The organism is Polynucleobacter sp. AP-Reno-20A-A9, assembly GCF_018882085.1.
Lineage (GTDB): Bacteria > Pseudomonadota > Gammaproteobacteria > Burkholderiales > Burkholderiaceae > Polynucleobacter.
The window spans coordinates 180,472-205,798 of the sequence record NZ_JACVPB010000004.1; the positions used below are offsets into that span (position 1 = coordinate 180,472).

The following is a 25,327-nucleotide window of genomic DNA, read 5'->3' on the forward strand; positions in this document are numbered from 1 at the left end:
TCTTAAGCCTCTCGCAGGCATTCCACTGCAGTAGCCTTCTGAATTCTCCTCTGGAAGCGATATCCAGACGCAAGGCAAGCACTGACCCCAAATGCAATACCCATTAATAAGGCCTCTCCAAAGGCGTTAAATGGAATTTCCATCACGAAATAGCCCAAAGCCCAAGCTGCGGCACCAGAGGCTAGCCCCGCTAACAGCCCAGCCAACATGCCAACCATCACTAATTCAATATTTGCAATATTGGCCAGGGTAGCTCGAGAGGCACCTAAGGCTTTTAATAAAGCTGCATTTTTATAGCGCTCATCTTGAGTAGCCGCTATTGCTGACATTAAAACCAAGAACGCTGCAGCAATCGTAAATGCTAAGAGCAATCCCAATACGGAGGAAAGCTTATTCAATACCTCCTGAATTTGTTGCAGCGATGCTGAAACATCCACAATAGTTAAATTCGGATAGGCTTGGCTCAACTCAAAATCCAAGGATTCTTGTTTGGGTGATTGGTAATAAGAAGTAATCCAGGATTGCGGTAATGATTGCAACTGCGCAGGCGGCATGATGACAAAAAAGTTCACGCGCATCGAACCCCAGTCAAGCTTTCGCATGGAGGTAATTGGGGCAACAACTTTTTCTCCGGCAACTTCAAAGACTAACTGATCGCCCAATTTCAGCTTCAAGGTTTTAGCGATGCCAGTTTCCATGGAGATCTGGGGTGTATCGCCTTCAATCCATTTGCCCGCAAGGATTTGATTGCCTGGTGGCAATTGATTGGCATAAGATAAATTGAACTCTCGATCAATTAAACGCTTAGCATTTTCTTCTGAGTAATCATTGGGCGTAATGTCTCTGCCATTAATTTCAATCAAGCGACCACGCACCATTGGATAAAACTGCGGAGCTGAAACACCTGCATTTTCCAGTGACTGCGTAAGCCCCTGCTTTTGATCGGCTTGAACATTAATCATGAAGCGATTAGGTGCATCACTGGGTATATTGCCTTGCCAGGCGCTTAAAAAATCCGCCCGTAAGAGCAAAACCAATAACAGCGCCATCAAAGCAATACCTAGCGCTGTAATTTGCACCACCGCAAGACCAGTCCTCCGCCCCTGGGCAAGAATGACAAAGCCCAGTGCAAAGCGTTGAGTGCGCACCCTGGAAAGCAGTCGCAAAATACCCCAAGATACGGAGGCAAAAAGGAGGATGGCAACCCCGAAACTAAGGCTAGTCCATAAGGCTAGTTTCCAATCGCGTGCCGCAAGCATGATCAATATCACTGCTGCAGCTAATCCACATACGGCAGTCCAAATAGTCGAAATGCCAATACCTTCAAATTCTTTTCTGATCAATCGAATAGGGGCAACCTTTACTAAGCTGAAGATTGCCGGACCTGCAAAACCAAACAACAAGAACCAAGCCACCAATACACTCCAGAGCACGGGCCAAAAAGAGACGGCTGGTAATTCAGTTAACACCAAATTTCCCAAGAGAACAGTTAATACATACTGTCCAAGGTATCCCAAAATGGAGCCCATCAATGCAGCAATGAGTCCAAGCCCTAAAAGAGTCTGCCCTTGTCGCCTGAGAATCATGCTCGAACTCGCCCCAAGACACTTCAGGACGGCGCAGGCATCTGCCTGTTTGCGGGTATAGCGATGAGCTGATAAAGCAATAGCAACCGCAGCGACCATCGCTGTTAATAAAGCAATCAAGGAGAGAAAGCGATCTGCACGCTCCAGCGTTTTACGCATCAGAGGTTGGGCATTTTCGAGGGTTTCAATCCGAACGCCCTTGATACCTTCGGATTCAATATATCGACTTGCCCACTCCCCATACGAATGGATTTGCTCATCAGAGCCCGCCAATAACAATCGATAAGTTACCCTGCTGCCAAGTCCGATGAGTCCAGTGTCACTGAGATCAGACATGGGCATCATCACCCGGGGTGCAAAGTTCATGAACCCTGCGCCACGATCTAATTCTCGCTCCAGAACTCCCCCAATCACAAAGGCTTTTTGACCAAGCTGAATTGAATCGCCTTCTTTCGCATGCAAACTCGCCAACATCGCAGGATCAACCCAAACAGATCCCTGGACAGGTCCAGCACTGAATGTCTTGTCTTGGGCAGTCGATTGAACACGCAAAGCACCCCGCAATGGATATTGAGGGCTTACAGCCTTAAGCGAGGCAAGCTTGCTGTGCGAACCCACGGTTGCCATGCTCGGAAATACAATTGTCTGAGCTAGCTGTAGCCTCCTACTCTTTGCCTCATCTAAAAATAGATTGGACAAAGGCTGGTCGGAGACGATCAGCAAGTCCGAGGCCAGAAGTTGGCGAGCATCGAATGCAAACGCTCTTTGCATTCGATCTGCCAAAAAACTAACGCTAGAGAGCGCTGTTACCGAAAGTGTTAACGCAACAAACAGCCAAGCTAATTCAGTTGAGCGTAGATCGCGTCTCAAACCACCCAAGAAGTGAAAAAATGATTTAATCAAATTGCCTGAATTTGTCCACCATCAATACGCATGACGGTTCCAGTAATGAACGAGGCGTTTTGGCTAGCCAAAAATGCCGCTGCATCACCATACTCCTTAGGATCACCATATCTACCCATCGGAATCTGTCTTAGGCTAGCCTTTACTACATCCTCATAGCTGGCGCCCTCTCGCTTTGCGCGCGCTTCATCTAACTGACGCAGACGATCGGTTGCAATCCTTCCAGGCATGATGATGTTGACTGTAATACCTTCTGCAGCAACTTCTGCCGCCAATGTTTTAGACCACCCAAGTAGTGCGGCACGCAAGGTATTGGAAATAGCTAAATTTTTGATAGGGGCAATGGCGCCTGAAGTGGTGCTGGTAATAATGCGGCCCCACTGACGCTGGCGCATTCCAGGCAATACGCGATCGGTAATTGCAATGAGCGATAGCACCATATCATTAAAGCTCTTTTGCCAGAGCGCTGGGTCTTGTCCAGCGGCCGGGGTTGGAGGTGGCCCACCCGTGTTGTTAATCAGAATATCAATCGGACCAAGCTCTTTCTCAATTCTAGAGACCAAGCCGTCAATCACGGAAGAATCCGATAGATCCCAATTGAGCGCCAATGCCTGTCCACCTGCAGCCTCTATCAATCTTACGGACTCACTCAAGCCTTCCGCATTTCTACCGGTAACAGCGACCTTTACACCCTCTTTAGCCAATGACACCGCCATTGCCTGCCCCAAGCCACGACTCGAAGCCATGACCAATGCAACCTTACCTTTTAATCCTAAGTCCATCTCATCTCCAAAAACTGAATTTTATATATTTAATCTAACTGTAATTTCTGCTTCGCAACAACCTCTTTGTAGACGGCGTATTCGGCTTTAATTTCTTTTGTAAACGCTTCAGAACCATTGACATTGATGATAGAGCCCGTATCTTCAATACGCTTCTTCACCGCAGGATCGGTCACCACCTTTTGTAGTGCAGCCGTATATTTATCAACGATATCTTTTGGCATTCCTGCAGGACCCAAAAGACCGTAATAAGCCATCCGATTAACTGGCGCTAAACCCACTTCAGCAAAAGTAGGCACATTTGGCAATTGAGCCAAGCGTTTAGGTGCAGCGATAACAATCGGCACAAGCTTGCCGTCTTTAATAAAAGGAAAGGACGATGGCAAGTTATCAAAGATCATAGAGACTTGACCACCCACAGTATCAGCCAAGGCGGGGCCAGCTCCACGATAAGGAATGTGCACAATAAATACCCCAGTCAAACTTTTAAAGAGTTCGGTTTGCAGATGACCAATACCACCAGTACCCGAGCTCGAATAAGAATACTTACCGGGATTCGCTTTCAAAACCTGCATAAAAGTTTTGAAATCCTTAGCGGGAAATGATGGATTTACTGCAATGATGTTCGGTGTCGCAGCAATATTGCTGATTGCCGTGAAATCAGTCACAGGGTCGTAGCCAATCTTTGGGTTAATCGCAGGATTGGCTGCAGTAGTAGAAACGGTAGCCATACCAATGGTGTAGCCATCCTTCGGTGATCGCATGACTTCCAATGCGCCTATGGATCCGCCTCCACCCGCTTTATTCTCAACAATCACCGGTTGCCCCAACTGACGTCCCAAGGCATCACCAACGGCACGCGCAATGATGTCTGTGCTTCCGCCAGGTGCAAATGGAACAATTAGGCGAATGGGTTTGTTGGGGAAAGTATCTGCGTGCAGCGGGGCAAGAGAGCTTGCGGCAATCAGTAATGTTGCGCCAACGATTTTGATCATGCTTACTGGAGTGGATTTCATAAAATTACTGCCCTAAAGGTTTTGGTAAATTGCCTGCATATTTATAGAGTTGGCTCTCGTATTCACTCAAGATCTGAGCGAGTGCTTCTTGGAGACCCAAGACTAGAGCCTCAGGAGTATTGTCTTTGAGGGCAACGCGCTTGGTGTAGCGATTTGCACCAATCAAGGGATTCGCCTTGCCGGCATTGGTGGCACTCAAGAAAAACTCTACACTCACTACCGCCTCAGGTTGCTTGCGGTAATCGCCATAAAACTCTTCTACTGTTGCCTGCAAATAATAGTAAGGAAAGAGGCTATTACTTTGACCGACTGTTGAGGAAAATATATTCGCCTTATTCATCCATTGGCGTTCAGCATTGCCAATCATTTCGGCGGGAATAGTCGCGTAGACGTTATAAAAGTCCTTTTCATAGCGTTGATCGCCTGTGCGATAGACCAAAGATCTTCCATCAAAAGGCGGGGTAACCGATACAGAACCCATCTTTAACCAAATATCTGTGCGCGCTTGACGCGGAGCAGCGGTTCTATCTGGGGATACCATCCAGGTAGTTGGCCCTACGGGTGGTCTAGTAGGCAAGGTGCAAGAGACCAATCCCATAATGGCAAAGCTTAATAAAATTCGCCTCATCATTTCTGGGCTCCAGACTGACCGGCACTGCTATTGGGTGTAATTTTCTTTGGTGGGTCACTCCAAATCAAGCTTGATGGGGATTGGCTTGCGATACGGCTAAATTCATTTAAATTCTCGCTTGCCTGCTTAATATTTTCCATAGTCAATACGGTGTCTCCTTGCACACTCGTAATAGTCTGACGCAAAGAAGTCGTTGCCGCCGCCAATTCACGCATCAAAACGCCAAGCTCCTCTTTGTCAGTTGCCTTAGCAATACGAGCCATGATGACGTTTAGCTGCTTAACAGATTCGATAACGCCTTCATTGCCTTTGCCATCACCCGCCATCAGCACATTTAAATTGCCCAGCAAGGCATCCAATTTTTTCTGTGTGCCATCAAGATTCATATTGTTTAAGGCGCCAATTAAGTTCTGAATGCCAGAAATAATTTCATCGGCCTGATTTGGTAGGGATGGGATTACCGGATACTCGGGCTTCCAAGAAAAAGGAAGTGGCGGAGTGGATGATGCATTAGCAACAAAATCAAATTCAACATAGTTCACCCCGGTAATGCCCATCGACTTTATGCGAGCGCGTAAATTGTTTTTTACAAACTCGCCGATTTGATCTGGATTCACCTTGTCACCAAAAATTTGCATTCTGACGACCACATACTGGCGACGATCATGAAAAGGTAAATCCCTTTCGTAGATATCGCCGGATAAGCCAATCGAGGTTACTTGACCAATCTTAACTCCGCGGAACCGTACAGCCGCTCCTGCATCTAAGCCTGTTACAGACTGCTTGATATAAGTCTCAACCATAAATGATTTTTGGAAGAATTTGCCTCCACCAAAAATGAGAATCACAGTAATCAGTACGCCAATTGCAGCAAGCACAAAAGCGCCTAAGCGAAAATAATTGGGGTTTGAATTATTACTCATGCTGCGTCCTTGCTCATAATACGATTGAAGAATTGATGCACTCGTGGATCTTTGCTTGTATCACGCAATACTTTGGGATCGCCCTCTGCGATGATTCCTTTGGCGCCTTTGTCTAACATGATCACCTTGTCAGCAATCGCATAGATGCTGGCAAGTTCATGGGATACGATGACAAAGGTGATTCCTAAGTTTTTTGATAGATCCTGAATCGTGCTATCCAGATCAGCGGAAGTAATGGGATCCAAGCCAGCCGATGGTTCATCTAGGAATAATATTTTGGGGTCAAGTGCCATGGCACGAGCAATCGCCGCCCTCTTTTGCATGCCGCCACTAATTTCACTGGGCATATAGGATTCATACGGCAATAGACCGACTAGATCGAGCTTGCAGCGCGCTAATAAGTCCATTTGTGTTTGTGTTAGCTGGGTATATTCCTGCATAAACAAAGTCACGTTATCAAGTAAGTTCATCGAACCAAATAAGGCGCCTTGTTGATACATCACGCCAAAACTTGTCATGATCTTCTGGCGCTCTGCTCCAACTGCGGTGGTGATATTTTGCCCTTCAATCAGAACATCGCCAGACAGGGGCTGATAAAGACCGAATAGGTTTTTTAACAAACTGGATTTGCCGCAACCTGAACCACCTAGAATGACAAAAATTTCACCGTAATTCACTGTGAAATTCAGATTCTGCATCAGGACATTAGTGCCATAACCCACAGTGAGGTTTTGAACATCAATTGCGCATTGAGATTTGTTTGGCGTATCCATCAGAAACCGGTCTTATAGGAAATGAAGGCAAAAATACCATCGACCAACACAATCAAAACAATGCTACTGACTACTGCGCGTGTTGCTGAAATACCAACTGCAGCCGCACCATTTCCGGTTTGCATACCGCGTAGACAACCTACTGCTGAAACAACAACACCAAAAAGTGTCGCCTTAATTAAACCTGATCCAATATCTTCGACATCCACAGCAGAAAGCATGCCGTTATAGAAGTTCACAAAAGGAATGCCGTAGATCAACATCGTCAACATTGAGGAAAAAATGCTGACAATATCAGCAAACAAAGTCAAAATCGGCGCAACTAAAATACCCGCTAGGACGCGTGGTACGACTAAAAAACGAATGGGGCTTAGACCACCAGAAACAAGTGCATCTACCTCGCTATTCACGGTCATCGTGCCAATCTCGGCGGCAAAAGCAGCTGAGGAACGTCCCGCTAACAAAATAGCGGTAATCAGTGGGCCCATTTCTCGTACAATGCCCAATGCCGCCAATGGGCCTACAAAAGATACTGCGCCAAACTGCTGCATGCCGATAGCTGCTTGGAATGAGAGAATGACGCCAATTAAAAAAGCGACTAATCCAACGATAGGCAATGCCGCTATACCCGCCTGCACTGCAGCGTTAACAAAATCACCCCAGCGGACTTGATTGGGGTAACGAATAGACCAAGCTAAATCAGCTGCAAGATGGCCAGTAAATGAAATTAATCCAGCAGCATCATCAATTAAATTTTGCGTTGCCATTCCAGTACTGACCACAAAACTTCTTTTGGGTTTTACAGCGGAAACAGGAAATAAATTACTGATCGGATTGAATTCGCCTAATAACGGCTCATAGCGAGGATCTAAGCCAACGACATCGAACTTTGCACCCGCTGTTGTTTGCGCTTCTTCAACCCCAATCAGAAATGCAATACCAGCACCATCTAAGAAAGTAACTTTGGATGCATCAAATGCCAGAGACTTGCTTTTGCTATCGCCCTGTTTCAACCAGGCATCTTGAGCATTGCGGATTTGAGTCCAAACACCACCCAAGGAATAGACATTGATATTGCCACTCAGAAGTACCTTAGCGTTATTGGCATCTATCTGCGACCAAACTGCCACTGGGGTGTCAGAAACGGCATAAATGGTGTCAGAAGTGCTCATATGCAGACTATAAGGTATCTCTGTGAATGCACTGAGAAAAGCCTAAAAAGAGAAAAGGGCCCAGTTCTTCAACTAGGCCCTTATGTAGGTTGGTGCGGCTGGCAGGAATTGAACCCACGACCCCTTGGTTCGTAGCCAAGTACTCTATCCAGCTGAGCTACAGCCGCAACAGCCATAATTATGCCATGGAAGAGAAAAACTACATCACCCCCGCTGGTCACGAACGTATCAAGACCGAGCTCCTTCAGCTCTTAAACCTTGATAGGCCGGAGGTTGTCAAGGTTGTTCACTGGGCTGCGAGCAATGGTGATCGGTCGGAAAATGGGGACTATATCTACGGGAAAAAGCGTTTAAGAGAGATTGATAGGCGGATCCGCTTCCTAAATAAACGCCTAGAATTTGCCGTGGTTGTCGATAATTCTGCTCGTAAATCGGGTGAAAATGACGCTGAACAGGTGTTCTTTGGTGCAACCGTGACCTACGCAACATTAGAGGGTCCTGAAGCAAACAAGGAGACTGTAATCACAATAGTGGGAGTAGATGAGGTTGACCTGGATAAAGGGCATGTCAGCTGGGTTTCACCAATAGCCAAGGCCTTAATTAAGTCTCGGATCGGGGACTGTGTTTTTATCCAAACACCCACCGGCCCCGCTGAAATTGAAATCTTAGAAGTTCAATACCTATAAAACTTAAACGGCGCGGGTACGTGTCACACGCATGACATCAGGATTAGCCCGCAAGCTGCGCATCACCTTTGAAAGATGCAAGCGGTCATAAACCTGGATCGTAAAGCGAATTGTTACTGAATCTTCTTTAAATCGATCTTCCATGGATACATTCATGATGTTGGAGTCAGCAGATGTAACGCTGCTCGCCACCCTAGCCAAAACACCCTTACCCTGGCGTGTGTCGATCGCTAGATCCAATTCAAACTCACGATTCAGCTCTTTACCCCACTCAACCTCGACCCATTTATCACTGTCCTTGGAGAGCATGCGCAATGCCACAGGACAATCGTTGGTGTGCACTTGTAATCCCTCGCCCTTTCCAAGATAACCAATGATGTTGTCACCTGGAATAGGATGGCAGCAAGTTTGGAAATGAATCGAATTACCCTCACGTCCATCAACCAAGATGGCTTGACGTTGATGCTGATGAGACAACTCTTGGTTTGGTGAGACCCAATCAGCAACACCCAAGCGCATTTGCTCCGCTCCACCCTCATCATCAATCAAAATCTTGAGACGAATTGCAAGCTCCTGTGGAGAGCGTCTACCCAGGGCAATATTGACACAAGCCTCTTCGCGGGTTTTGTCGCCAGTCCAATGTGTTAGCTTTTCCCAAATCTCTGGGCTTAACAAAGCTGCATCAACAGCCTGCTGGCGTAATGCATTTGCTAAAAGACGTTCGCCCAACTGCAGAGATTCAGAGTAATGCTTGGTTTTAAGCGAATGTCGTATTGAAGCGCGAGCTTTACCAGTCCGTACAAATGCAAGCCAACCTGGATTGGGTTGTGAGCTTGCTGACGTAATGACCTCGACAATGTCACTATTCTTCAGCTCGCTGCGCAAAGGCAATTGCAAACCGTTGATTTTGACGGCTACGCAGGTATTGCCCAGATCACTATGTATTGAGTAAGCAAAATCTAAAGCGGTTGCGCCTCGTGGTAAAGCCCTAATCTGTCCAGTCGGGGTAAACACATAAACAGCGTCCGGGAACAAATCAATTTTGACGTGCTCTAAGAATTCTTGAGAGTCACCGCTACTATCCTGAATATCAATTAAGGACTGTAGCCACTGGTGAGCCCGGTTTTGTACGTCACTCATATCAGGGGAGCCGTCTTTATAAGCCCAGTGCGCTGCTACACCGGCTTCAGCAACCGCGTGCATTTCCGTTGTACGAATTTGAAACTCTACCGGCACGCCCGAAGGGCCCAATAAAGTGGTGTGCAAGGACTGATAGCCATTTAATTTAGGAATCGCAATGTAATCCTTAAATTTCCCCGGCATGGGCTTGTATAAAGAATGCAAAATACCGAGTGCGCGATAGCATTCATCAATTGAATGTACGGTAACGCGAAAAGCATAAACATCTAACACCTGAGAAAAGCTTAAATGCTTGGAACGCATCTTGGTATAGATGCTAAAGAGCGTCTTTTCTCGACCACGCAGATCAACCTCTAAATTCGCTTTAGCAAAGGCCATACGAGAAGCTTGCAAAATCTTCTCAACCATTTCCTTACGATTGCCGCGCGCCCGCTTTACAGCGCCCTCAATGACCCGAAAACGCATTGGCATGGAGTAACGGAAACTAAGATCTTGTAAATCACGGTAAATCACATTCAAGCCAAGACGGTGAGCGATTGGTGCGTAGATTTCAATGGTTTCAGTGGCTACTCGACGACGCTTCTCCATAGGTACGGCATCTAGGGTGCGCATATTGTGGGTGCGGTCAGCCAGCTTAACCAAGATAACGCGTACATCTCGCGCCATTGCCATGAACATTTTGCGGAAGCTCTCTGCTTGCGCCTCTGCATGACTCTGAAATTCTAATTTATCGAGTTTGGTTAAGCCCTCAACCAACTCCGCCACCTTATTGCCGAACTTTTCAACCAAATCCGCCTTAGTGCAACCGGTATCTTCAATTACATCATGCATCAATGCGGCCATGATGGATGGCGCATCTAAGCGCCATGTTGCGCACAACTCAGCCACTGCAACTGGATGGGTAATGTATGGTTCGCCGCTATGACGGTATTGACCCAAATGAGCGGCATCAGAAAACTGAAATGCCTTTTTGACTTGTGCAATCTCTTCAGGCTTCAGATAGGAAAGCTTTGACAGCAATCCCTCAATAGAAACTACTTGATGCTTAAGAGGAAGAATGGGTGCCGATGTCGGGCCGAACAAATGGCGACTTGATTGCGCCAACAAACTCGCAATAATAGATTTTTTACCGCTTTGAACTGGGATGTCGGAAATCGCGTCTAACAACTGTGCTTGAGCAGGATCAAGCGAAGCATCCCTAGACGAGATGCTCCCTACTTTTTCCGATGTTTTAACTAGTCCTAAAGGGAGCTCCACACCGGAACTCCTTAATTACAGTGGTACTTTGGTCAACATGTCACGGTCAGTCACACCAGCAGCTACTTCACGCAATGCAACTACGGTAGCTTTATCTCTGGACTCAACACGTGGGGAGTGACCTTGTACTAATTGGCGAGCACGATATGTCGCAGCCAAAACCAATTCGAAACGGTTTGGAATAGTTTTAAGGCAATCTTCTACAGTAATACGGGCCATGCTGGACTCACTTAATTTAGCTTCAATACCTATAGGATAACTGATTAGACCCCGAGACGCTTCAAAAGTGCTGGATTTCTAGCCATACTGGGGCCAGAGCGAAGACGGCTGGAGGCCAAGATATGCTTTAAATCTACCAGGGCCTGCTCAAATGAATCATTCACGACGATGTAATCCGCCTCATGGGCATGCAGAAGCTCTACATGAGCAGCCGCCAAGCGACGTTGAATCGTTGCTTCATCATCCTGGCCGCGCTTACGCAGACGCTCTTCTAAGGCCTCTATCGATGGCGGGAAGATGAAGATCCATTGCACAGAGGGAACTAACTTTCGAATTTGTTGAGCACCCTGCCAATCAATCTCCAACATGACGTCACTGCCCGCTTGCATTTGAGATTCAATCCAAAGCTTTGAAGTGCCATAAAAATGGCCATGAACTTCGGCCCATTCTAGAAAATGACCCTTATCACGCTCCTGCAGAAAATCTTCTTTTGCCAGAAAGCGGTAATCCTTGCCATCCACTTCGCCAGGTCGTGGTGCACGCGTAGTGGTTGATAAAGATAACTTCAGTCCAGATTCATCCTTCAGCAATGCATTTACCAAAGAGGATTTTCCTGCGCCCGAGGGCGCAACAATCATCAACATGCTGCCTTGATAGGATGGTGTCGTATTAGCGTTAGTCATAAATCGTTAATAAGGATTACTCGAGGTTTTGAACTTGCTCACGCATTTGCTCAATGAACAACTTGAGCTCAAGAGCTGCTTGAGTGCACTCTTCTGATACGGACTTAGAACTTAAGGTATTGGCTTCGCGATTGAGTTCTTGCATCAAAAAATCTAAACGTTTACCAACAGGTCCTTTGCCTGCAAGCGCAGTATCTACCGCCTGAAGATGAGTTTTTAGGCGCGCGAACTCTTCAGCGACGTCAATGCGCACTGCATACAGCACCACCTCTTGACGAATACGCTCCATCAGTTCGGCACCTGCCTTGGCTTGTTCTTGTGCAGCAAGCGCTTCAGCAAGGCGCTCTGTAAGCTTCTCTTGATACTGAGCTACATACTCAGGCACCTTAGGCTCAATCACTTTAACGATGTCACGCATCTTGCCGGTAATACTGGTGAGAACGCTAACCAAGGCCTTGCCTTCTGCATGACGACTCTCCATGAGAGCTGCTAGAGCTGCGCGCCCAGCCTCGATCGTGGCAGTGATCCAGCTATCTTCTTCGCCACGAGGCTCAGAAACAATGCCAGGCCAACGCAATACTTCGGCAATACTCAATTCTTGGGCTTTTGGGAAAGCTTCTTGGGCTTTTTCTTGAAGGGTATACAAGGCATCAAGACGATCCCGACTAATGGCACCCAGGGCATGAGGATTGCTTTTAGCGGCACCTGCTGCTGCGCTATTGACCCGCCATGCCGCTCTAAACTCGACTTTTCCACGGGATAGGCTTTGAGTAGCCATTTCTCGTAAGGCAGGCTCAGCCCCGCGACATTCGTCCGGAAGACGAAATCCAAGATCCAGAAAGCGGCTGTTGACAGCCCGACATTCCACCTGCAGATCTGCAACTACACCAGCCCCTAGGGAGACTTGGCGAGAAGCGCTGCCATAACCAGTCATGCTCGATATCATATGGACATTGTAGATTCATTATTGAACTAGACCCGATCCAGACCCCAACCCCACAGGACCCCCTTCCCATGAGTACAGCAAACCCAGCCAATATTGCCCGCCCTAGCGGCCGTAAGCCAACCGATTTGCGTCCGGTAACCATCTCTAGAGCTTTTACCAAGCATGCAGAAGGCTCGGTATTGATCGCTTTTGGGGATACCAAGGTTCTGTGTACTGCCAGCATCCTCGAAAAAGTACCTCCTCACAAAAAGGGTTCTGGCGAAGGCTGGGTTACTGCTGAATACGGCATGCTGCCCCGCTCTACCCATACTCGCAGCGATCGGGAAGCTGCTCGAGGCAAGCAATCTGGTCGCACCCAAGAAATTCAGCGCCTCATTGGTCGCGCTATGCGCAGCGTCTTTGATTTAAAAGTTTTAGGTGAAAGAACAATTCATCTTGATTGCGATGTGCTGCAAGCGGATGGCGGCACACGTACGGCTTCAATTACTGGTGCTTATGTTGCTGCTCGTGATGCGGTCAATCAACTTCTCAAAAGTGGCGCCCTGAGTAATGATCCAATCATCGATAGCGTAGCTGCGATTTCTGTGGGCATCTACCAAGGCGTTCCAGTGCTAGATTTAGATTATCCGGAAGACTCTTCTTGCGATACCGATATGAATGTTGTTATGACCGGTAAAGGCGGAATGATTGAAGTTCAAGGTACCGCTGAAGGCGCAGCCTTTTCTAGAGCAGAACTGAATGCACTTCTGGACTTGGCTGAGCAAGGTATTCAAGAGCTCACTCAAATGCAAAATGATGCATTGAAGTAAAGATCGACATGCAAAAGCTCGTTCTCGCGTCTAACAATGCCGGCAAGGTAAAAGAGTTTCAGGCGCTTTTAGCGCCACTGAACTTTCAAGTAATTCCTCAAGGTGAATTAGGCATTCCTTCAGCAGAAGAACCACACTTCACTTTTGTGGAGAACGCTCTTGCTAAAGCAAGACACGCAAGCGCCGCATCAGGCCTACCTGCCTTAGCCGATGACTCCGGAATTTGTGCCCATGCTTTAAATGGCCAGCCAGGCGTTTTGTCGGCTCGCTTTGCTGGTGAGCAAGGTGATGATGCTGCGAACAATCGAAAACTCATTCAAGATTTAAAAGATCAGGTAGATCGAGGTGCCCATTATGTGTGCGCATTGGTTTTCGTGAATAGCGCAAATGATCCTGAACCCATTATTGTGCAAACACGTTGGTATGGGCAGATTGTTGATGAAGCTGCTGGAGGCAATGGTTTTGGGTATGACCCCTATTTCTTTTTGCCGGATCAAAAATGCACCGCTGCTGAGCTAGAGCCAGAAAAAAAGAATTCAATCAGTCACCGGGGTCAAGCGCTACGTGAATTGATTGCACAACTCAAAAGCCGTGCTTAATTCCAGCACCAACAAAGTAACGCTGACTGCATTGCCTCCATTGGCTTTGTATATTCATTTTCCTTGGTGTGAAAAGAAATGCCCCTATTGCGATTTCAATTCACATCAAATTAAAGAAGGTATTACTAAGGCGGGCTTTGAGGAGCAGCGCTATATCAATGCACTGATTGCTGACCTAGAAACTGAATTACCTAATATTTGGGGGCGTCAGGTCCATAGCATCTTTATTGGTGGGGGAACGCCAAGCCTGCTATCAGCCGAAGGCATGGATCAATTACTTTGCGCTATCCGCGCTCGAGTAAATCTTGAGCCCGATGCTGAAATTACGATGGAAGCAAACCCAGGATCAATCGAAGCCGATAAATTTGCAGGATTTGCAAAGGCAGGGATTAATCGTGTGTCGATCGGAGTTCAGAGCTTTCAGGATGAACAGCTCAAAGCCTTGGGACGTATACACAATGGCGAGGAAGCCAAGCGCGCAATAGCAATTGCCCTGAAACACTTCAAATCGGTGAATCTGGATTTGATGTACGGGCTCCCAAAGCAGACATTAGATTTAGCCAAGGCAGATATTGAGACGGCCCTTTCTTTTAAAACGCCCCATCTGTCTTTCTACAATCTCACGTTGGAACCGAATACCTACTTTGCAAACTTTCCTCCGCAATTACCTAGCGATGATGAAGTGGATGCCATCTTTGAGCAGAATTTAGATTTACTCACCAAGGCAGGCTACAAACGTTATGAAGTCTCTGCCTACGCGCAGAAAAACCAAGAGTGCAAACACAATCTGAACTACTGGCGCTTTGGTGATTACATGGGCATTGGTGCAGGCGCTCATGGAAAGATTTCTTTTCCAGACAAAATTACTCGCCAAGTAAGGGAACGCCATCCAGAAAGTTATATGCAAGCAATGGAGTCCAAGGGAAATGCGTTAATTGAATCTCGGGTTCTTGAAGCTAAGGATCTGCCTTTCGAATTCATGCTCAATACCCTAAGACTGACAGATGGCGTTGCTACCAATACTTTCAGCGAGAGAACTGGTCTGCCTTTAAACGTGATTAGTAAAGGCTTAGCTGAAGCTAGTAATAAGCAATTGCTGGATGAGAATCCTAGTCAGCTAAAAGCCACTCCATTAGGTATGCGCTACCTGAATAATCTGCAAGAAATGTTTTTGGATTAAACCGTTTTAGCCGCTATGCGTTGAGCGCTAGCTACCCGTCCAAATAGGTGGCTCACCCTTTAAGAATGAAGCAACTCCGCTTTGGAAATCATTGCTGCCATAGGTTTCACTGATGAGGTCACTACAGTCGGGCAGATTGTTTTTAATTAATCTCGCCAATACCAGCTTGCTAGATTTTTGTGTAATGGGAGCTAACTGACTCAGTCGCTCTGCGAGATTGACAGCCTCTTGACCTAGCTGCTCTTGCTCGTATGTTGCTAAAAGATATCCTTGTTGGAGTAACTCCTTTGCAGGAATCATCTCCGCAAGAAGCAGCATCCGCTTAACAATGTTGATTCCTAGATGAGCAACTAGCCATGTAACATTTGCAGCAGATAAACAGTTGCCAAGTGTTTTGGCTATAGGTACGCCAAACTTTGCATCTGGAGTTGAGATTCGGAAATCACAGCAACTGGCTATTGCTAATCCGCCCCCAACAGCCATAGCATCGATAACGGCAATTGTTGGGATGGGCAAGGTGGCAAGCGGACCTAGGTAATCATCAATACCCTCTTCATAGCGAATGCCATCGTGACCATGTTTAAAGCTAGCAAATTGCGCTATATCGCTACCAGATATAAAAGACTTGCCGCCAGCGCCGCGCAAGATAGCTACACGTATCTTTGGATTCTTGGCAATATCTTCACAGATCGACTTCAGACTTTGATACATCCCTACTGTCATTGCGTTGCGAGCTGCAACATGATCAAAAGTAATGTAGGCAATGTTACCCTGCGTCTCTAAAACGACTTGAGCAACATTGCCCCCTTTTTCGGAATCACTCATAGAGAGTTTATTCAGCCTTAATATTCAGACTCTTTACTAAACGCTGGTATTTAGCCAGTTCGCCAGCCAAGAACAAACTAAATGCAGCCGGTGTTGCCGGCCCCTCAGGCTGTAAGCCCTGAGAATCAAGTGTCTTTTTAATTTGTGGATCAGCCATGGCGGCTTTAACAGCTTGGTCAATCTTGTTCACTACTGCTGGATCCATACCCTTTGGACCCATGATGGAGTACCAGTTAGTGACGTCAAATCCTGTAATACCCACTTCGTTAAACGTAGGTACGTTTGGAAGAATAGATAATCGTTTTGGGGTGGAGATTGCCAAAGCCTTCAAGCTGCCGTCTTTAATTTGCTGCAAGTTCGGCGGCAAGGTATCAAAGTTCATCGTAATTTGACCACCTAGCAAATCAATGATGGCCTGACCGCTACCTTTATAGGGCACATGGTTTAACTGAATGCCAGCAATCTTGGCAAACAAAGCACCTGCTAAGTGTTGAGTACTGCCAATACCAGACGAACCATAAGTCATCTGACCTGGATTTGCTTTAGCAAGGGAGATTAATTGTGATACCGAGTTCACAGGCAATGAAGCCTTCACTACTAAAACGTTCGGCACATATCCCAAATAAGTAATAGGTGTGAAATCCGTTGCAGGATTGTATTGAACGTTAGTCAGCACAAATGGCGCAATCGCATTGGAGTTAGAGTGGCCTACCAGCAAAGTGTAGCCATCCGGATTCGCCTTGGAAACCTGATCGGCTGCAATCGTGCCCGCTGCACCAGATTTATTTTCCACAATCACACTTTGACCCAGAATCTCACCCATTTTTGGAGCAAGGGCTCGAGCAACAATGTCGGTACCGCCACCAGGCGCAAAACCCACGATGAGTCGAATTGGTTTAGTTGGGTAAGACTGTTGTCCTAAAGCAAAGAAAGAACTCGTGGCTAGCGTGATTGCGAGCAAACTACGAACAGCCCACTGAGGCGATTTAAGCAACATAAAGTCTCCAAAATTGTTTTTATTGTGTTTGATACTATTAGAGGCTAATTCTAAACATATAAGAACAAACGAGACAATGACGAAAACACCTATAAATGACGCTTTAAATGGTGCGGATGATGGATCAAGACCATTACCCCTCTCAGGAGTACGCGTGCTTGACGTCAGCCAGGTCATGGCCGGCCCTTACTGCTGCATGCTGTTGGCGGACTTAGGTGCGGATGTTATCAAAATCGAGCCTCCGGGCACAGGCGATCAGACTCGTGGCGCAATGGGTTTCAAGATGAAGGGTTCAGACAGTATGGGCTTTCTGAACATGAACCGCAATAAACGTAGTCTCACCTTGAATCTCAAAACCGAGGCCGGTAAGAAAGTATTCTTTGAGTTGGTCAAAACCGCTGATATTTTGGTAGAGAACTATCGCCCTGGGGTGATGAAAAAACTAGGAATCGATTACGCCTCTTTAAAAGATATCAATCCTGGTTTGGTCTATGCCAGCATTTCTGGGTTTGGCCAAACTGGTCCATGGGCAGATCGCCCTGGTTTTGATCTCATGGCTCAAGCGATGTCTGGTGTCATGAGCGTCACAGGCTATCCAGATGGCCCTCCCGTTAAAGCTGGCGTTCCGGTAGCTGATATTGGCTGCGCACTTTTTGCTGTATATGGAATATTGTCGGCATATATTGGCAAAACCAAAACGGGTGAAGGTCAGTTTATTGATGCCTCACTCTTTGATTCCGCTTTGGCATTCTCCATTTGGGATACCGCTCAATACTGGGGTACTGGAGTTGAGCCCTACAAGCTTGGCACAGCCAATCATATGAGCGCCCCCTACCAAGCCATGAAAGCTGCTGATGGTTACTTTGTCATGGGTGCTACAAATCAAAAACTGTGGAAGTTGCTGTGCGACAAGATTGAGCGTCCTGAATTATTTGAAGATGCCCGCTTCAAAACAAATCCACTGCGCTTAGGCAATCGCTTAGAGCTAGCTTCTGAGCTTGAGAAAACGTTTGTCTCCAAAACTGCGGATGAATGGGTAGACACCTTATTGACCGCAGGCATCCCTGCAGGCCCCATCAACACCTATCCAGAGGCATTCGATAGCGAGCATGGCCGTCATCGTAAGATGCGGATGGAGATTGATCATCCCATTGAAGGCAAGGTGCCTAATATTGGTTTTGCCGTCAAAATGAATGGCACGCCACAACAGGTGTATCGCCACCCTCCTTTGTTGGGTGAACATACCAGCGAGCTTTTAGCTGAGCTTGGCATTGCTGGTGATGAACTGAAGTCTCTTGAAGCGGGTGGTGCCTTTGCACCTTAGTTTGCAGCTTAATAAACATAATGATTAAGTAAAAAGATAATTAACAAGGACTCCGCAGAGTCCTTGTTAGTTTTAGATGAGCCTAATTACCTTAGTTGCCCTGGTTACTCGCCAGCAGTAATAGCCATCTCTTGCGCCGAGAATGGATCTTTGGCTGGAGCGGCTGTCTTAGGGGTTGCCTTACCTTTAGTGCCTGGCATGAGTTCAAAATCAGGCACAAAGACCGTCAAGGTGCTTTTGAGTTGATCGAATGATTTGCGATCACCATCGAACTTCACCTTACCTTCAGCTAGCAACTTTTCAAACGTCGTCTGTCCACCCATCACCTGCTCAAGATCACTGCGATTTAATGTGATGGTCAGATTTGGATTCTTGGCCTGCTGACCTTTAATGTTGGTCAAAGCAGAATTACTCATCTCAATCACAAATTTTTCACCATTGTCAGGTGTAGAGAGATTGATTACAAAGTTCATGTCCGCCGCTTTCTTACTGTCCATGCTGATAGCCAAAGCATTGAGCCAGAGTTCGGTTGTCATGCCTTTAATCATGTCTGGACCATTGGATTTCGGTGATGCCCCTGAAGGCATGCCATGGCGTAGTTCATAAGCGGCCCCCAAGAAGCTATTGCGCATACTTGGACTTTCTTTTTGGTAGCCAATCTGCTCAAAAATATCTGCCAGCAAGTCTTTGGCGGCCGTATTGTTCGGTTGCGCATAAACCAACTTGTTAACAATTTCCATAGCTTCACGGTATTTGCCCTGCTTATAGAGCTCTTTGCCCTTAGCCATGATCTTGGCCGAGCCACCCATCATCTCCACATACAGTGGTGCCGAATCTTTTGGGGATAGTGGCGCTAGTGTTGCTGGGTTAACGTCCCAATAACCCAGATAACGATTTATCACGGCACGACTATTGTGCTCTTCGGAACCATGATAGCTATGAGCTGCCCATTGCCTCTTCAGACTCTCAGGCTGTTTATATACATTCTGGATTTCATTAATAGTGACGCCATTGTTTGCTAAATGGAGCACTTCGTTATGAAGATGGGCATAACTATCTCGTTGAGTACGCATCACCTCTTGTATGCGCTCATTACTCCAGCGTGGCCAGGTATGTGACGCAAACATCACCTCACTCTCATTGCCATATCGATATAAAGCGTTATTAATATTTTTAGACCATGCCAGTGAGTCGCGAACTAAGGCGCCACGTAAGGTGTAGATATTATGTATGGTGCCAGTGATATTTTCTGCTGCCCAGAATGCTTTGAATTGTGGGAAATAAGTATTCATCTCCGCAGGAGCTTCAGTGCCCGGAGTGTTTTGGAATTCCATTTCAACGCCATCAACCGTCATTTTTTCATAAGGTTGGTTGATATAGACATTAGGCTCGATCAGACCTAAATTACCAGCAGCGGTATTTTTACCAATGGATTGATCCACGTGACCAAATGGGCTACGGGGCAATAACACGCCGTACTGGAAGTACATTCTACGAGTCATGGCATTACCTGCATAGACGTTTTCCGCAATCGCATGATCCATAAAACCTGCTGGCGCAATGATCTTGACTTTGCCGCTCTTCACATCTTCCTCATCGACTACACCACGCACACCACCAAAGTGATCGCCATGCGAATGCGAATACACGACAGCTACAACTGGGCGTTTACCAAGCTTATCATTAACAAGCTCTAGTGCAGCACGAGCTGTTTCTTTGGCAGTTAATGGATCGAAAACAATCCAACCAGTATTCGTCTTGATAAAGCTAATGTTGGCTAAGTCAAAGCCGCGTACTTGATAAATTTTTCCAGGCACAACTTCATATAAACCATAGCCCATATTGAGGATAGCTTGACGTTGCAATGAAGGATGCACGCTATCAAAGTCTTTGCCCTGCAGGAGAAATTCATAGCTACCCATATCCCAGGCAACGTTGCCGGCATCTGCCATGATTGTTTTATAAGGCGGGGCCGCTATGAAGCCCTTTTTAGATTCCTCAAAATCACGCTTATCTTCGAAAGGCAGCGTCTTCCGCAATCCATTTTGCAGCTCAACCGTATAGCTTGATGGCGCCTTACCCTTTGGATCGAAATGCTTCCCCTGCATAGCGCCAGGATCCGCCACCACACCACCACCTCCTGCCGCAATCGCCAACCCAGCGGTCATTAATGTGGCCGCTACCGAAAACTGTGTGAGTTTGATTTTCATAAAAGCCCAAAGTAAAAAAGTATTTTGATTACTTCAATGATAAGTTTGAGCTAGTCAATGGCAATTAGCCCTATAGCTAATATATTAGGCTATTCAGGAAATTAGATTGCATAGAATGCAATAACCGGTAAGCCAACAAAAAAAGTGGTTCCTTTGCCAGGAAATGACTCAAACCAGATAGATCCACCGTGCCTCATCACAATATGCTTACATAACCAAAGACCAATTCCCATACCGGAACCCTTGGTAGTTGAAAGTAGCTCAAACATGTGTCCCTGCACATCTTCATCAATTCCTGAGCCTGTGTCTGCGATCGATATTTGAACGCCAGCACTACTATGCCGGCCTCGAATCGTGATTAATTTATTTAAATTTTCAATCGACTTCAATGCATCAATTGCGTTGTTCACTAAATTCAATAGGACTTGTTGAAGCTCTCCCTTATTAGCAGTGATAAATAAGTTTTCCTCTAACTTGAGAACCATCCGAATATTCTGCTTAACAATTTCTGGGCGAGCAATGGTAAGTACTAAATTAATTAATTCAGCAAGGTCAACCTTAGTAGATACCATCTTTTCATCAGCGAATACCGCTCTAAGGGAGCGGATAATACTTGCTGCACGCTGATTGTCTGCCAACAAAGAATCCAAAACTTCTCTCTGTAAGCTAGGATTTAGTTCTCCCTCTATTAGTTTCTTTTGCAAAAATTGAATATTTAAACTAGAAGCACCCAAGGGCTGATTAAGCTCATGTGCAATAGAGGCCGACAAAGCACCAGTACTAGCGGTCTTATTGGCCTTTAGCAGTGAAGCAATTAAGATTTCTCGCTCCTGTAATAGCGCTTTAGTAGATTGACTTTCATTGGTTGCATTGATGTTGGCAATGGTGATTTGTTCAGCCCAATAACCCCCAATTGCAATGTAGGATAGGGTATTCATCACAAGTTGGGAAATGGTAAACAGGATCAGCAGTTGCGGAATCTGATCAACTTGGCGAATGGTAAATGCCGAGGCAACCATGATGACGAATCGCCCTAAAGCAAAAAACATTTCAGCAAAATTGGCATATTGCATATAAACCAATTGCTTAGATGGGGAAGATTTTCTCTTCTTGCCTAGCTCATATATTTGCCAGCAATAAAAAATACTAGCAAGCCCTGCCATTACCGCAGTACGACTTTCAAAAGATCCATATAGACGCATGGAATCAAATACGGCAATAAAAATGAGGACTGAAACTGAGGAAACTATCTTTACTCGTTTAGAAACTTCATGATTGAGTGACTGACAAAATAATGCTTGCAGCATCGTTGCTACAAAAAAGAAGGTATTGGCAACGGTGAAATTAAATTCTGGGTTTGCAATATTTTGAAGGGTAATGATCCCTGCCCCGAAAATAAATAACCCCACCACATTCACTAGCAGGGATGACATCCAATACAAACTGGGTCTCAGGAGGTTCTGAGAGCGGTAATAGTGATAGATTCCAAAAAATAGGCCCATCTGAATGACGGCCAGAATAAAGAAGTAGATAGAAATGAGCAGCTTCATATTTGCTATGGTACATCCGCCGTATTGATTCGCTAAAATGCGTGTCATGCGGCTTTTTAGTAGATCCCAGCTCCTTTTCTTTGCCACCCTATTAGTCGCTGGGATTAGCTTTGCTCATGCCCAATCGGCTTTTTATAACGCTGCTAACAACTACCTCAAAAAGCGCGCTGATGCTTTTATGACGATTACGGGTTATTCACTCACACCGGATGTGACAACAGGATCGTTGTCGATCCGCAACAATGGTGGCGATAACTCCGACTTGCAAATGATTTCTCTAGGAGGCGGTGATCGAATTAGCGCAAACTTTCCTCTTTATTTAGAGGGGACCTTAGCGGTTAATCGTTACAACCCAACGTTTAGTGATGGAATCGCCAATACATCCGTTACAGTACCGGTTCATTGGAACAGCATCACAGGCACCGGCGGTATTGGTTGGGATTTTCCAATTACCAATGAATTGCGTTTCCGCCCTATTGCCAATGTCATGCTGGGGCATTTAGAGAGCGATCTTTCGATTGCTTCTAGGGTTCTTCAGAATCAAAAAGGTATTGACCTACAATTCCTCAATGGCGGCCGTATGAATTCCTATGGTTTGGGTGGCTCGGTCATGCTGGACTATGAGAACTACCAACCCGATCAAGAGATTGACGTGGAGTTACGCTATACCAATATTCCAGTACAAACATTTGATACCTCCACTGCAGTGCAAGGTTCAGCTGATTCGCAAAGTCTGGCACTTTGGGCTAGAAGTCGCATTCCGACGCCGATCACACTGCTAGATAGACCTTTAAGAGCTGTGTTTGAAGTGGCACATACCGAATTCCTGGGCGACTTACGAGGAGCCTTGGGGTTTAACTCCCTCTCCTCCGTAGGTACTGGTATTGAATTGGATCGCAGCGCATCTGATCCTGTCTTTACTCGCATCAGAGTGGTGTTTCGCTACCAATTTGGTCAAAATGTGCACGGAACCTCTATTGGCTTAGCTGCCAGCTTCTAATATGGGCAATACAATAGCTACAAATACTGAATTGCTAGTATTTACTTGTTTCCGCGTCACCACTCAGCGGTGACGCACTTTTAACACCTTAAGGATCCAACCATTATGAAAAAAATTATCATTGCTGTTGTCATTGCTGCAATCGCAGTTGGCGGCTACTTATTCCTCACCAAACCAAAAGCGCCTATTGCTGGTGTGGCCGCTCAAGAATCCGCACTTATCTATGATGGTGAAGTAACTAAAATTGATGCAGCGACTCGCACAGTTACCCTCAAGAACAAAGATGGCGAAACCTCCATTGTTGCTGGTCCTGAAGTAAAGAACTTTGCAGAAATTAAAGTGGGTGATCATGTTGACGTTGTCTATGAACTTGCGGTAGCTATTGAGTTGGTTAAGGTAAAAAATCCAGGCACAACTAGCGAACAAGTTAGCACTAGTACTACAACTGCCCCACAAGGTGACAAGCCAGGGATGATCACGACCAATACCGTTACTGCAACCGCCAATGTTGAAGCGATTGATGCAGCTAAAAATATCGTTTCTTTGAAGGGTCCACAAGGAAACATCATCAAGGTTAAGGTTCAGAATCCTGACTTAATGAAAGATATCGCTGTAAACGATCAAGTAAAAGTGGTTTACACAGAAGCAATTGCTGCAGTGGTAACTGCACCAGCAGCTAAGAAGTAATCAAAAAATGAAGTAATTCTTTTCCAGTAGCTGAAAAGACAAAAAGCCCAGCAAGTAGTTGCTGGGCTTTTTCACATGTAACTTGGCGGAAGAGGTGACCGCCATAATAGAATCTTACACAATATCAAATAGTCTCAGAAAGCCATTTATTACTTGGTCTTAAAGCCTATATTAGCATCAGGCAGTCTTATTCCGTATAATCAAATATCATACTTTTAGGTATGTAGGTTGGTATACACCCTGACCATATAGGAACTTAGCAATGCCAAAGATCGTAATGCCCATGTCTGCCCTTGCCGTTAATAAGCTTAAAGCTGTTGGCTGGCATGCTGTTGGGGGAGTAAGCGGTTTGAACCTCCAAATTAGAGAGCCTCAGAATAAGGACTCAGATAGTCCTATGCCTAAATCTTGGGTACTAAGAACACACATAGGGTCAAAGAGAGTTCCTCTTGGACTTGGCTCATATCCACAGGTTTCACTTGCAGAAGCTAGGGAAGCAGCTAAGAGGATGTTAGATGCAATACGTCAAGGTATTGACCCCAGAGTCCAACGTAAGGAGATTAAAAGCTCCCTGATGGCAAGTCTGGCAAAGAATAAAACGTTCAAAGAATGTGCAGAAGCATATATGGATGCACATTCAGCGGTCTATACAAGCGATAAACACCGTAAGCAATGGTCATCGACTCTCCAGACTTATGCATACCCAATTATTGGCAATATGCTGGTTGAAGATATATCAATGAGAAATATATTGGATGTCCTAACTCAGGATGTAAAAAGTGAGGCTGGAGAAAAGCTAGGCGATCTTTGGAGAGTGAAAACTCCTACGGCACAAAGACTGCAGGGTAGATTAAAAACGGTCTTCGACTACTGCATCGTCAATGAGTATAGAAAAGGGATGAACCCAGCAAGCTGGGATGGATTTCTTGATACACAGCTACCATCGCCATCGAAGATACAAACTAAGAATCACCACCCTGCTGTTCCATACGTAAATGTAGGTGAGTTTATGATCCACCTTCGCAAGAATAAAAGCATAAGTGCTAAGGCTCTTGAGTTTTTGATTCATACTGCAGTCCGTTCTGGTTCAGTCAGGGAGGCTGAATGGTCTGAAATAGACTTTGAATCTAAAGTATGGAATATTCCAGCAACTCATACAAAAACCAAAAAAGAGCATCGTGTTCCACTATCAAACCAATCCATCAAGTTACTCAAGTCAATAACCTGACCTGTCTGGTTTTATCGGACCAATTTCATCTAGAAACTCTGGCTCCCGTTATTAATTCCTTTTGCCATCCAGCGACAAACTCTGTTGGGGTTTGATAATCCAAACTTGAGTGTGGCCTGATTAAATTGTAGTGCCTACGCCATTGCTCAATAATTACCTTGGCATGCACTCTACTATGAAACCAGTTCATGGCTAAGCACT

At 45.9% G+C, this 25,327-nt stretch carries 24 protein-coding genes and 1 tRNA gene; 8 read left to right on the plus strand and 17 right to left on the minus strand.

Annotation, left to right across the window (positions count from 1 at the left end; genetic code table 11):
- Positions 1-2: 2 nt before the first annotated feature.
- From ICN39_RS05620 to ICN39_RS05655, 8 genes are all read right to left on the minus strand, one after another.
- Positions 3-2,489 (minus strand): ABC transporter permease, encoded by a 2,487-nt coding sequence (locus tag ICN39_RS05620; RefSeq protein WP_216233077.1) that lies wholly within the window; start codon positions 2,487-2,489, stop codon positions 3-5.
- Positions 2,486-3,271: an SDR family oxidoreductase gene (locus ICN39_RS05625; protein WP_216233078.1), complete on the minus strand. Its 786-nt coding sequence runs from the start codon at positions 3,269-3,271 to the stop codon at positions 2,486-2,488. The genes ICN39_RS05620 and ICN39_RS05625 overlap by 4 nt, the downstream gene beginning before the upstream one ends.
- A gap of 29 nt (positions 3,272-3,300) precedes the next feature.
- A complete protein-coding gene (locus ICN39_RS05630; RefSeq protein ID WP_255532313.1) occupies positions 3,301-4,287 on the minus strand; it encodes a tripartite tricarboxylate transporter substrate binding protein BugE in 987 nt (328 codons plus the stop codon).
- A gap of 4 nt (positions 4,288-4,291) precedes the next feature.
- A complete protein-coding gene (locus tag ICN39_RS05635) occupies positions 4,292-4,918 on the minus strand; it encodes a membrane integrity-associated transporter subunit PqiC (protein WP_216233079.1) in 627 nt (208 codons plus the stop codon).
- A complete protein-coding gene (locus ICN39_RS05640; protein WP_216233080.1) occupies positions 4,915-5,841 on the minus strand; it encodes an MlaD family protein in 927 nt (308 codons plus the stop codon). Before ICN39_RS05640 ends, ICN39_RS05635 begins: the two co-directional genes overlap by 4 nt.
- Positions 5,838-6,614, minus strand: a complete 777-nt coding sequence (locus ICN39_RS05645) for an ABC transporter ATP-binding protein (RefSeq protein WP_216233081.1) — start codon at positions 6,612-6,614, stop codon at positions 5,838-5,840. The genes ICN39_RS05640 and ICN39_RS05645 overlap by 4 nt, the downstream gene beginning before the upstream one ends.
- Positions 6,614-7,786 (minus strand): ABC transporter permease, encoded by a 1,173-nt coding sequence (locus ICN39_RS05650; protein WP_216233082.1) that lies wholly within the window; start codon positions 7,784-7,786, stop codon positions 6,614-6,616. Before ICN39_RS05650 ends, ICN39_RS05645 begins: the two co-directional genes overlap by 1 nt.
- A 90-nt stretch (positions 7,787-7,876) precedes the next feature.
- A tRNA-Arg gene (locus ICN39_RS05655) sits at positions 7,877-7,953 on the minus strand.
- Positions 7,954-7,971: 18 nt separating this feature from the next.
- Between ICN39_RS05655 and greB the strand changes: the two genes are divergently transcribed.
- The gene (greB, locus tag ICN39_RS05660; protein ID WP_216233083.1) at positions 7,972-8,472 is read left to right on the plus strand and encodes a transcription elongation factor GreB; all 501 of its coding nucleotides are present in this window, start codon (positions 7,972-7,974) and stop codon (positions 8,470-8,472) included.
- Positions 8,473-8,475: 3 nt separating this feature from the next.
- Here greB and ICN39_RS05665 read toward each other — a convergent pair whose 3' ends face one another.
- Genes ICN39_RS05665 through ICN39_RS05680 form a run of 4 tightly spaced genes read right to left on the minus strand, consistent with a single transcriptional unit; the run spans position 8,476 to position 12,717 of the window.
- Positions 8,476-10,869: a RelA/SpoT family protein gene (locus ICN39_RS05665; RefSeq protein ID WP_216233084.1), complete on the minus strand. Its 2,394-nt coding sequence runs from the start codon at positions 10,867-10,869 to the stop codon at positions 8,476-8,478.
- Positions 10,870-10,884: 15 nt separating this feature from the next.
- Positions 10,885-11,088 (minus strand): DNA-directed RNA polymerase subunit omega, encoded by a 204-nt coding sequence (rpoZ, locus tag ICN39_RS05670; protein WP_011902918.1) that lies wholly within the window; start codon positions 11,086-11,088, stop codon positions 10,885-10,887.
- Positions 11,089-11,132: 44 nt separating this feature from the next.
- Positions 11,133-11,771, minus strand: a complete 639-nt coding sequence (gene gmk / locus ICN39_RS05675) for a guanylate kinase (RefSeq protein WP_216233085.1) — start codon at positions 11,769-11,771, stop codon at positions 11,133-11,135.
- 16 nt (positions 11,772-11,787) lie between these two features.
- Positions 11,788-12,717: a YicC/YloC family endoribonuclease gene (locus tag ICN39_RS05680; RefSeq protein ID WP_216233086.1), complete on the minus strand. Its 930-nt coding sequence runs from the start codon at positions 12,715-12,717 to the stop codon at positions 11,788-11,790.
- Positions 12,718-12,785: 68 nt separating this feature from the next.
- Here ICN39_RS05680 and rph point away from each other — a divergent pair, with 68 nt between their 5' ends.
- From rph to hemW, 3 genes are read left to right on the plus strand one after another with little or no spacing between them, the layout of a single operon-like run.
- Entirely contained in the window at positions 12,786-13,526 is a 741-nt protein-coding gene (gene rph, locus ICN39_RS05685) for a ribonuclease PH (protein ID WP_216233087.1), read from the plus strand.
- 8 nt (positions 13,527-13,534) lie between these two features.
- A complete protein-coding gene (rdgB, locus tag ICN39_RS05690; RefSeq protein ID WP_216233088.1) occupies positions 13,535-14,125 on the plus strand; it encodes an RdgB/HAM1 family non-canonical purine NTP pyrophosphatase in 591 nt (196 codons plus the stop codon).
- Positions 14,118-15,305, plus strand: a complete 1,188-nt coding sequence (gene hemW / locus ICN39_RS05695) for a radical SAM family heme chaperone HemW (RefSeq protein WP_216233089.1) — start codon at positions 14,118-14,120, stop codon at positions 15,303-15,305. Before rdgB ends, hemW begins: the two co-directional genes overlap by 8 nt.
- A gap of 27 nt (positions 15,306-15,332) precedes the next feature.
- On the opposite strand, the gene ICN39_RS05700 is transcribed toward hemW, so the two are convergent.
- Positions 15,333-16,130, minus strand: coding sequence for an enoyl-CoA hydratase/isomerase family protein (locus ICN39_RS05700; protein ID WP_216233090.1), 798 nt, complete (start codon positions 16,128-16,130; stop codon positions 15,333-15,335).
- Between the two features lie 7 nt (positions 16,131-16,137).
- Positions 16,138-17,127, minus strand: coding sequence for a tripartite tricarboxylate transporter substrate binding protein (locus tag ICN39_RS05705; RefSeq protein WP_072582522.1), 990 nt, complete (start codon positions 17,125-17,127; stop codon positions 16,138-16,140).
- A 76-nt stretch (positions 17,128-17,203) separates the two neighbouring features.
- Between ICN39_RS05705 and ICN39_RS05710 the strand changes: the two genes are divergently transcribed.
- Entirely contained in the window at positions 17,204-18,451 is a 1,248-nt protein-coding gene (locus ICN39_RS05710; RefSeq protein ID WP_216233091.1) for a CaiB/BaiF CoA-transferase family protein, read from the plus strand.
- Between the two features lie 104 nt (positions 18,452-18,555).
- Here ICN39_RS05710 and ICN39_RS05715 read toward each other — a convergent pair whose 3' ends face one another.
- Together ICN39_RS05715 and ICN39_RS05720 are read right to left on the minus strand one after the other, a co-directional pair.
- Complete coding sequence (locus tag ICN39_RS05715) at positions 18,556-20,661, minus strand: alkyl/aryl-sulfatase (protein WP_216233092.1); 2,106 nt, start codon at positions 20,659-20,661, stop codon at positions 18,556-18,558.
- Positions 20,662-20,762: 101 nt separating this feature from the next.
- Entirely contained in the window at positions 20,763-22,259 is a 1,497-nt protein-coding gene (locus ICN39_RS05720; RefSeq protein WP_255532318.1) for a sensor histidine kinase, read from the minus strand.
- On the opposite strand from ICN39_RS05720, the gene ICN39_RS05725 reads away from it, so the two are divergent.
- From ICN39_RS05725 to ICN39_RS05735, 3 genes are all read left to right on the plus strand, one after another.
- Entirely contained in the window at positions 22,258-23,211 is a 954-nt protein-coding gene (locus tag ICN39_RS05725) for a hypothetical protein (RefSeq protein WP_216233093.1), read from the plus strand. The two genes, ICN39_RS05720 and ICN39_RS05725, sit on opposite strands and share 2 nt — an antisense overlap.
- Positions 23,212-23,316: 105 nt before the next feature.
- Complete coding sequence (locus tag ICN39_RS05730) at positions 23,317-23,898, plus strand: hypothetical protein (RefSeq protein WP_216233094.1); 582 nt, start codon at positions 23,317-23,319, stop codon at positions 23,896-23,898.
- Positions 23,899-24,160: 262 nt separating this feature from the next.
- The gene (locus ICN39_RS05735) at positions 24,161-25,126 is read left to right on the plus strand and encodes an integrase arm-type DNA-binding domain-containing protein (protein ID WP_216233095.1); all 966 of its coding nucleotides are present in this window, start codon (positions 24,161-24,163) and stop codon (positions 25,124-25,126) included.
- Between the two features lie 25 nt (positions 25,127-25,151).
- Here ICN39_RS05735 and ICN39_RS05740 read toward each other — a convergent pair.
- Positions 25,152-25,327, minus strand: a 176-nt coding sequence (locus ICN39_RS05740; RefSeq protein WP_216233111.1) for an integrase core domain-containing protein, incomplete at its 5' end; no start/stop codon positions are given.

Bases quoted from the DNA above. Each gene is read 5' to 3' on its own strand.
- ICN39_RS05625 (WP_216233078.1), bottom strand. From the start codon at position 3,271: ATGGACTTAGGATTAAAAGGTAAGGTTGCATTGGTCATGGCTTCGAGT.
- ICN39_RS05630 (WP_255532313.1), bottom strand. From the start codon at position 4,287: ATGAAATCCACTCCAGTAAGCATGATCAAAATCGTTGGCGCAACATTA.
- ICN39_RS05635 (WP_216233079.1), bottom strand. From the start codon at position 4,918: ATGATGAGGCGAATTTTATTAAGCTTTGCCATTATGGGATTGGTCTCT.
- ICN39_RS05640 (WP_216233080.1), bottom strand. From the start codon at position 5,841: ATGAGTAATAATTCAAACCCCAATTATTTTCGCTTAGGCGCTTTTGTG.
- ICN39_RS05645 (WP_216233081.1), bottom strand. From the start codon at position 6,614: ATGGATACGCCAAACAAATCTCAATGCGCAATTGATGTTCAAAACCTC.
- ICN39_RS05650 (WP_216233082.1), bottom strand. From the start codon at position 7,786: ATGAGCACTTCTGACACCATTTATGCCGTTTCTGACACCCCAGTGGCA.
- greB (WP_216233083.1), top strand. From the start codon at position 7,972: ATGGAAGAGAAAAACTACATCACCCCCGCTGGTCACGAACGTATCAAG.
- rpoZ (WP_011902918.1), bottom strand. From the start codon at position 11,088: ATGGCCCGTATTACTGTAGAAGATTGCCTTAAAACTATTCCAAACCGT.
- gmk (WP_216233085.1), bottom strand. From the start codon at position 11,771: ATGACTAACGCTAATACGACACCATCCTATCAAGGCAGCATGTTGATG.
- ICN39_RS05680 (WP_216233086.1), bottom strand. From the start codon at position 12,717: ATGATATCGAGCATGACTGGTTATGGCAGCGCTTCTCGCCAAGTCTCC.
- rph (WP_216233087.1), top strand. From the start codon at position 12,786: ATGAGTACAGCAAACCCAGCCAATATTGCCCGCCCTAGCGGCCGTAAG.
- rdgB (WP_216233088.1), top strand. From the start codon at position 13,535: ATGCAAAAGCTCGTTCTCGCGTCTAACAATGCCGGCAAGGTAAAAGAG.
- ICN39_RS05700 (WP_216233090.1), bottom strand. From the start codon at position 16,130: ATGAGTGATTCCGAAAAAGGGGGCAATGTTGCTCAAGTCGTTTTAGAG.
- ICN39_RS05705 (WP_072582522.1), bottom strand. From the start codon at position 17,127: ATGTTGCTTAAATCGCCTCAGTGGGCTGTTCGTAGTTTGCTCGCAATC.
- ICN39_RS05710 (WP_216233091.1), top strand. From the start codon at position 17,204: ATGACGAAAACACCTATAAATGACGCTTTAAATGGTGCGGATGATGGA.
- ICN39_RS05715 (WP_216233092.1), bottom strand. From the start codon at position 20,661: ATGAAAATCAAACTCACACAGTTTTCGGTAGCGGCCACATTAATGACC.
- ICN39_RS05725 (WP_216233093.1), top strand. From the start codon at position 22,258: ATGCGGCTTTTTAGTAGATCCCAGCTCCTTTTCTTTGCCACCCTATTA.
- ICN39_RS05720 (WP_255532318.1), bottom strand. From the start codon at position 22,259: ATGACACGCATTTTAGCGAATCAATACGGCGGATGTACCATAGCAAAT.
- ICN39_RS05730 (WP_216233094.1), top strand. From the start codon at position 23,317: ATGAAAAAAATTATCATTGCTGTTGTCATTGCTGCAATCGCAGTTGGC.
- ICN39_RS05735 (WP_216233095.1), top strand. From the start codon at position 24,161: ATGCCAAAGATCGTAATGCCCATGTCTGCCCTTGCCGTTAATAAGCTT.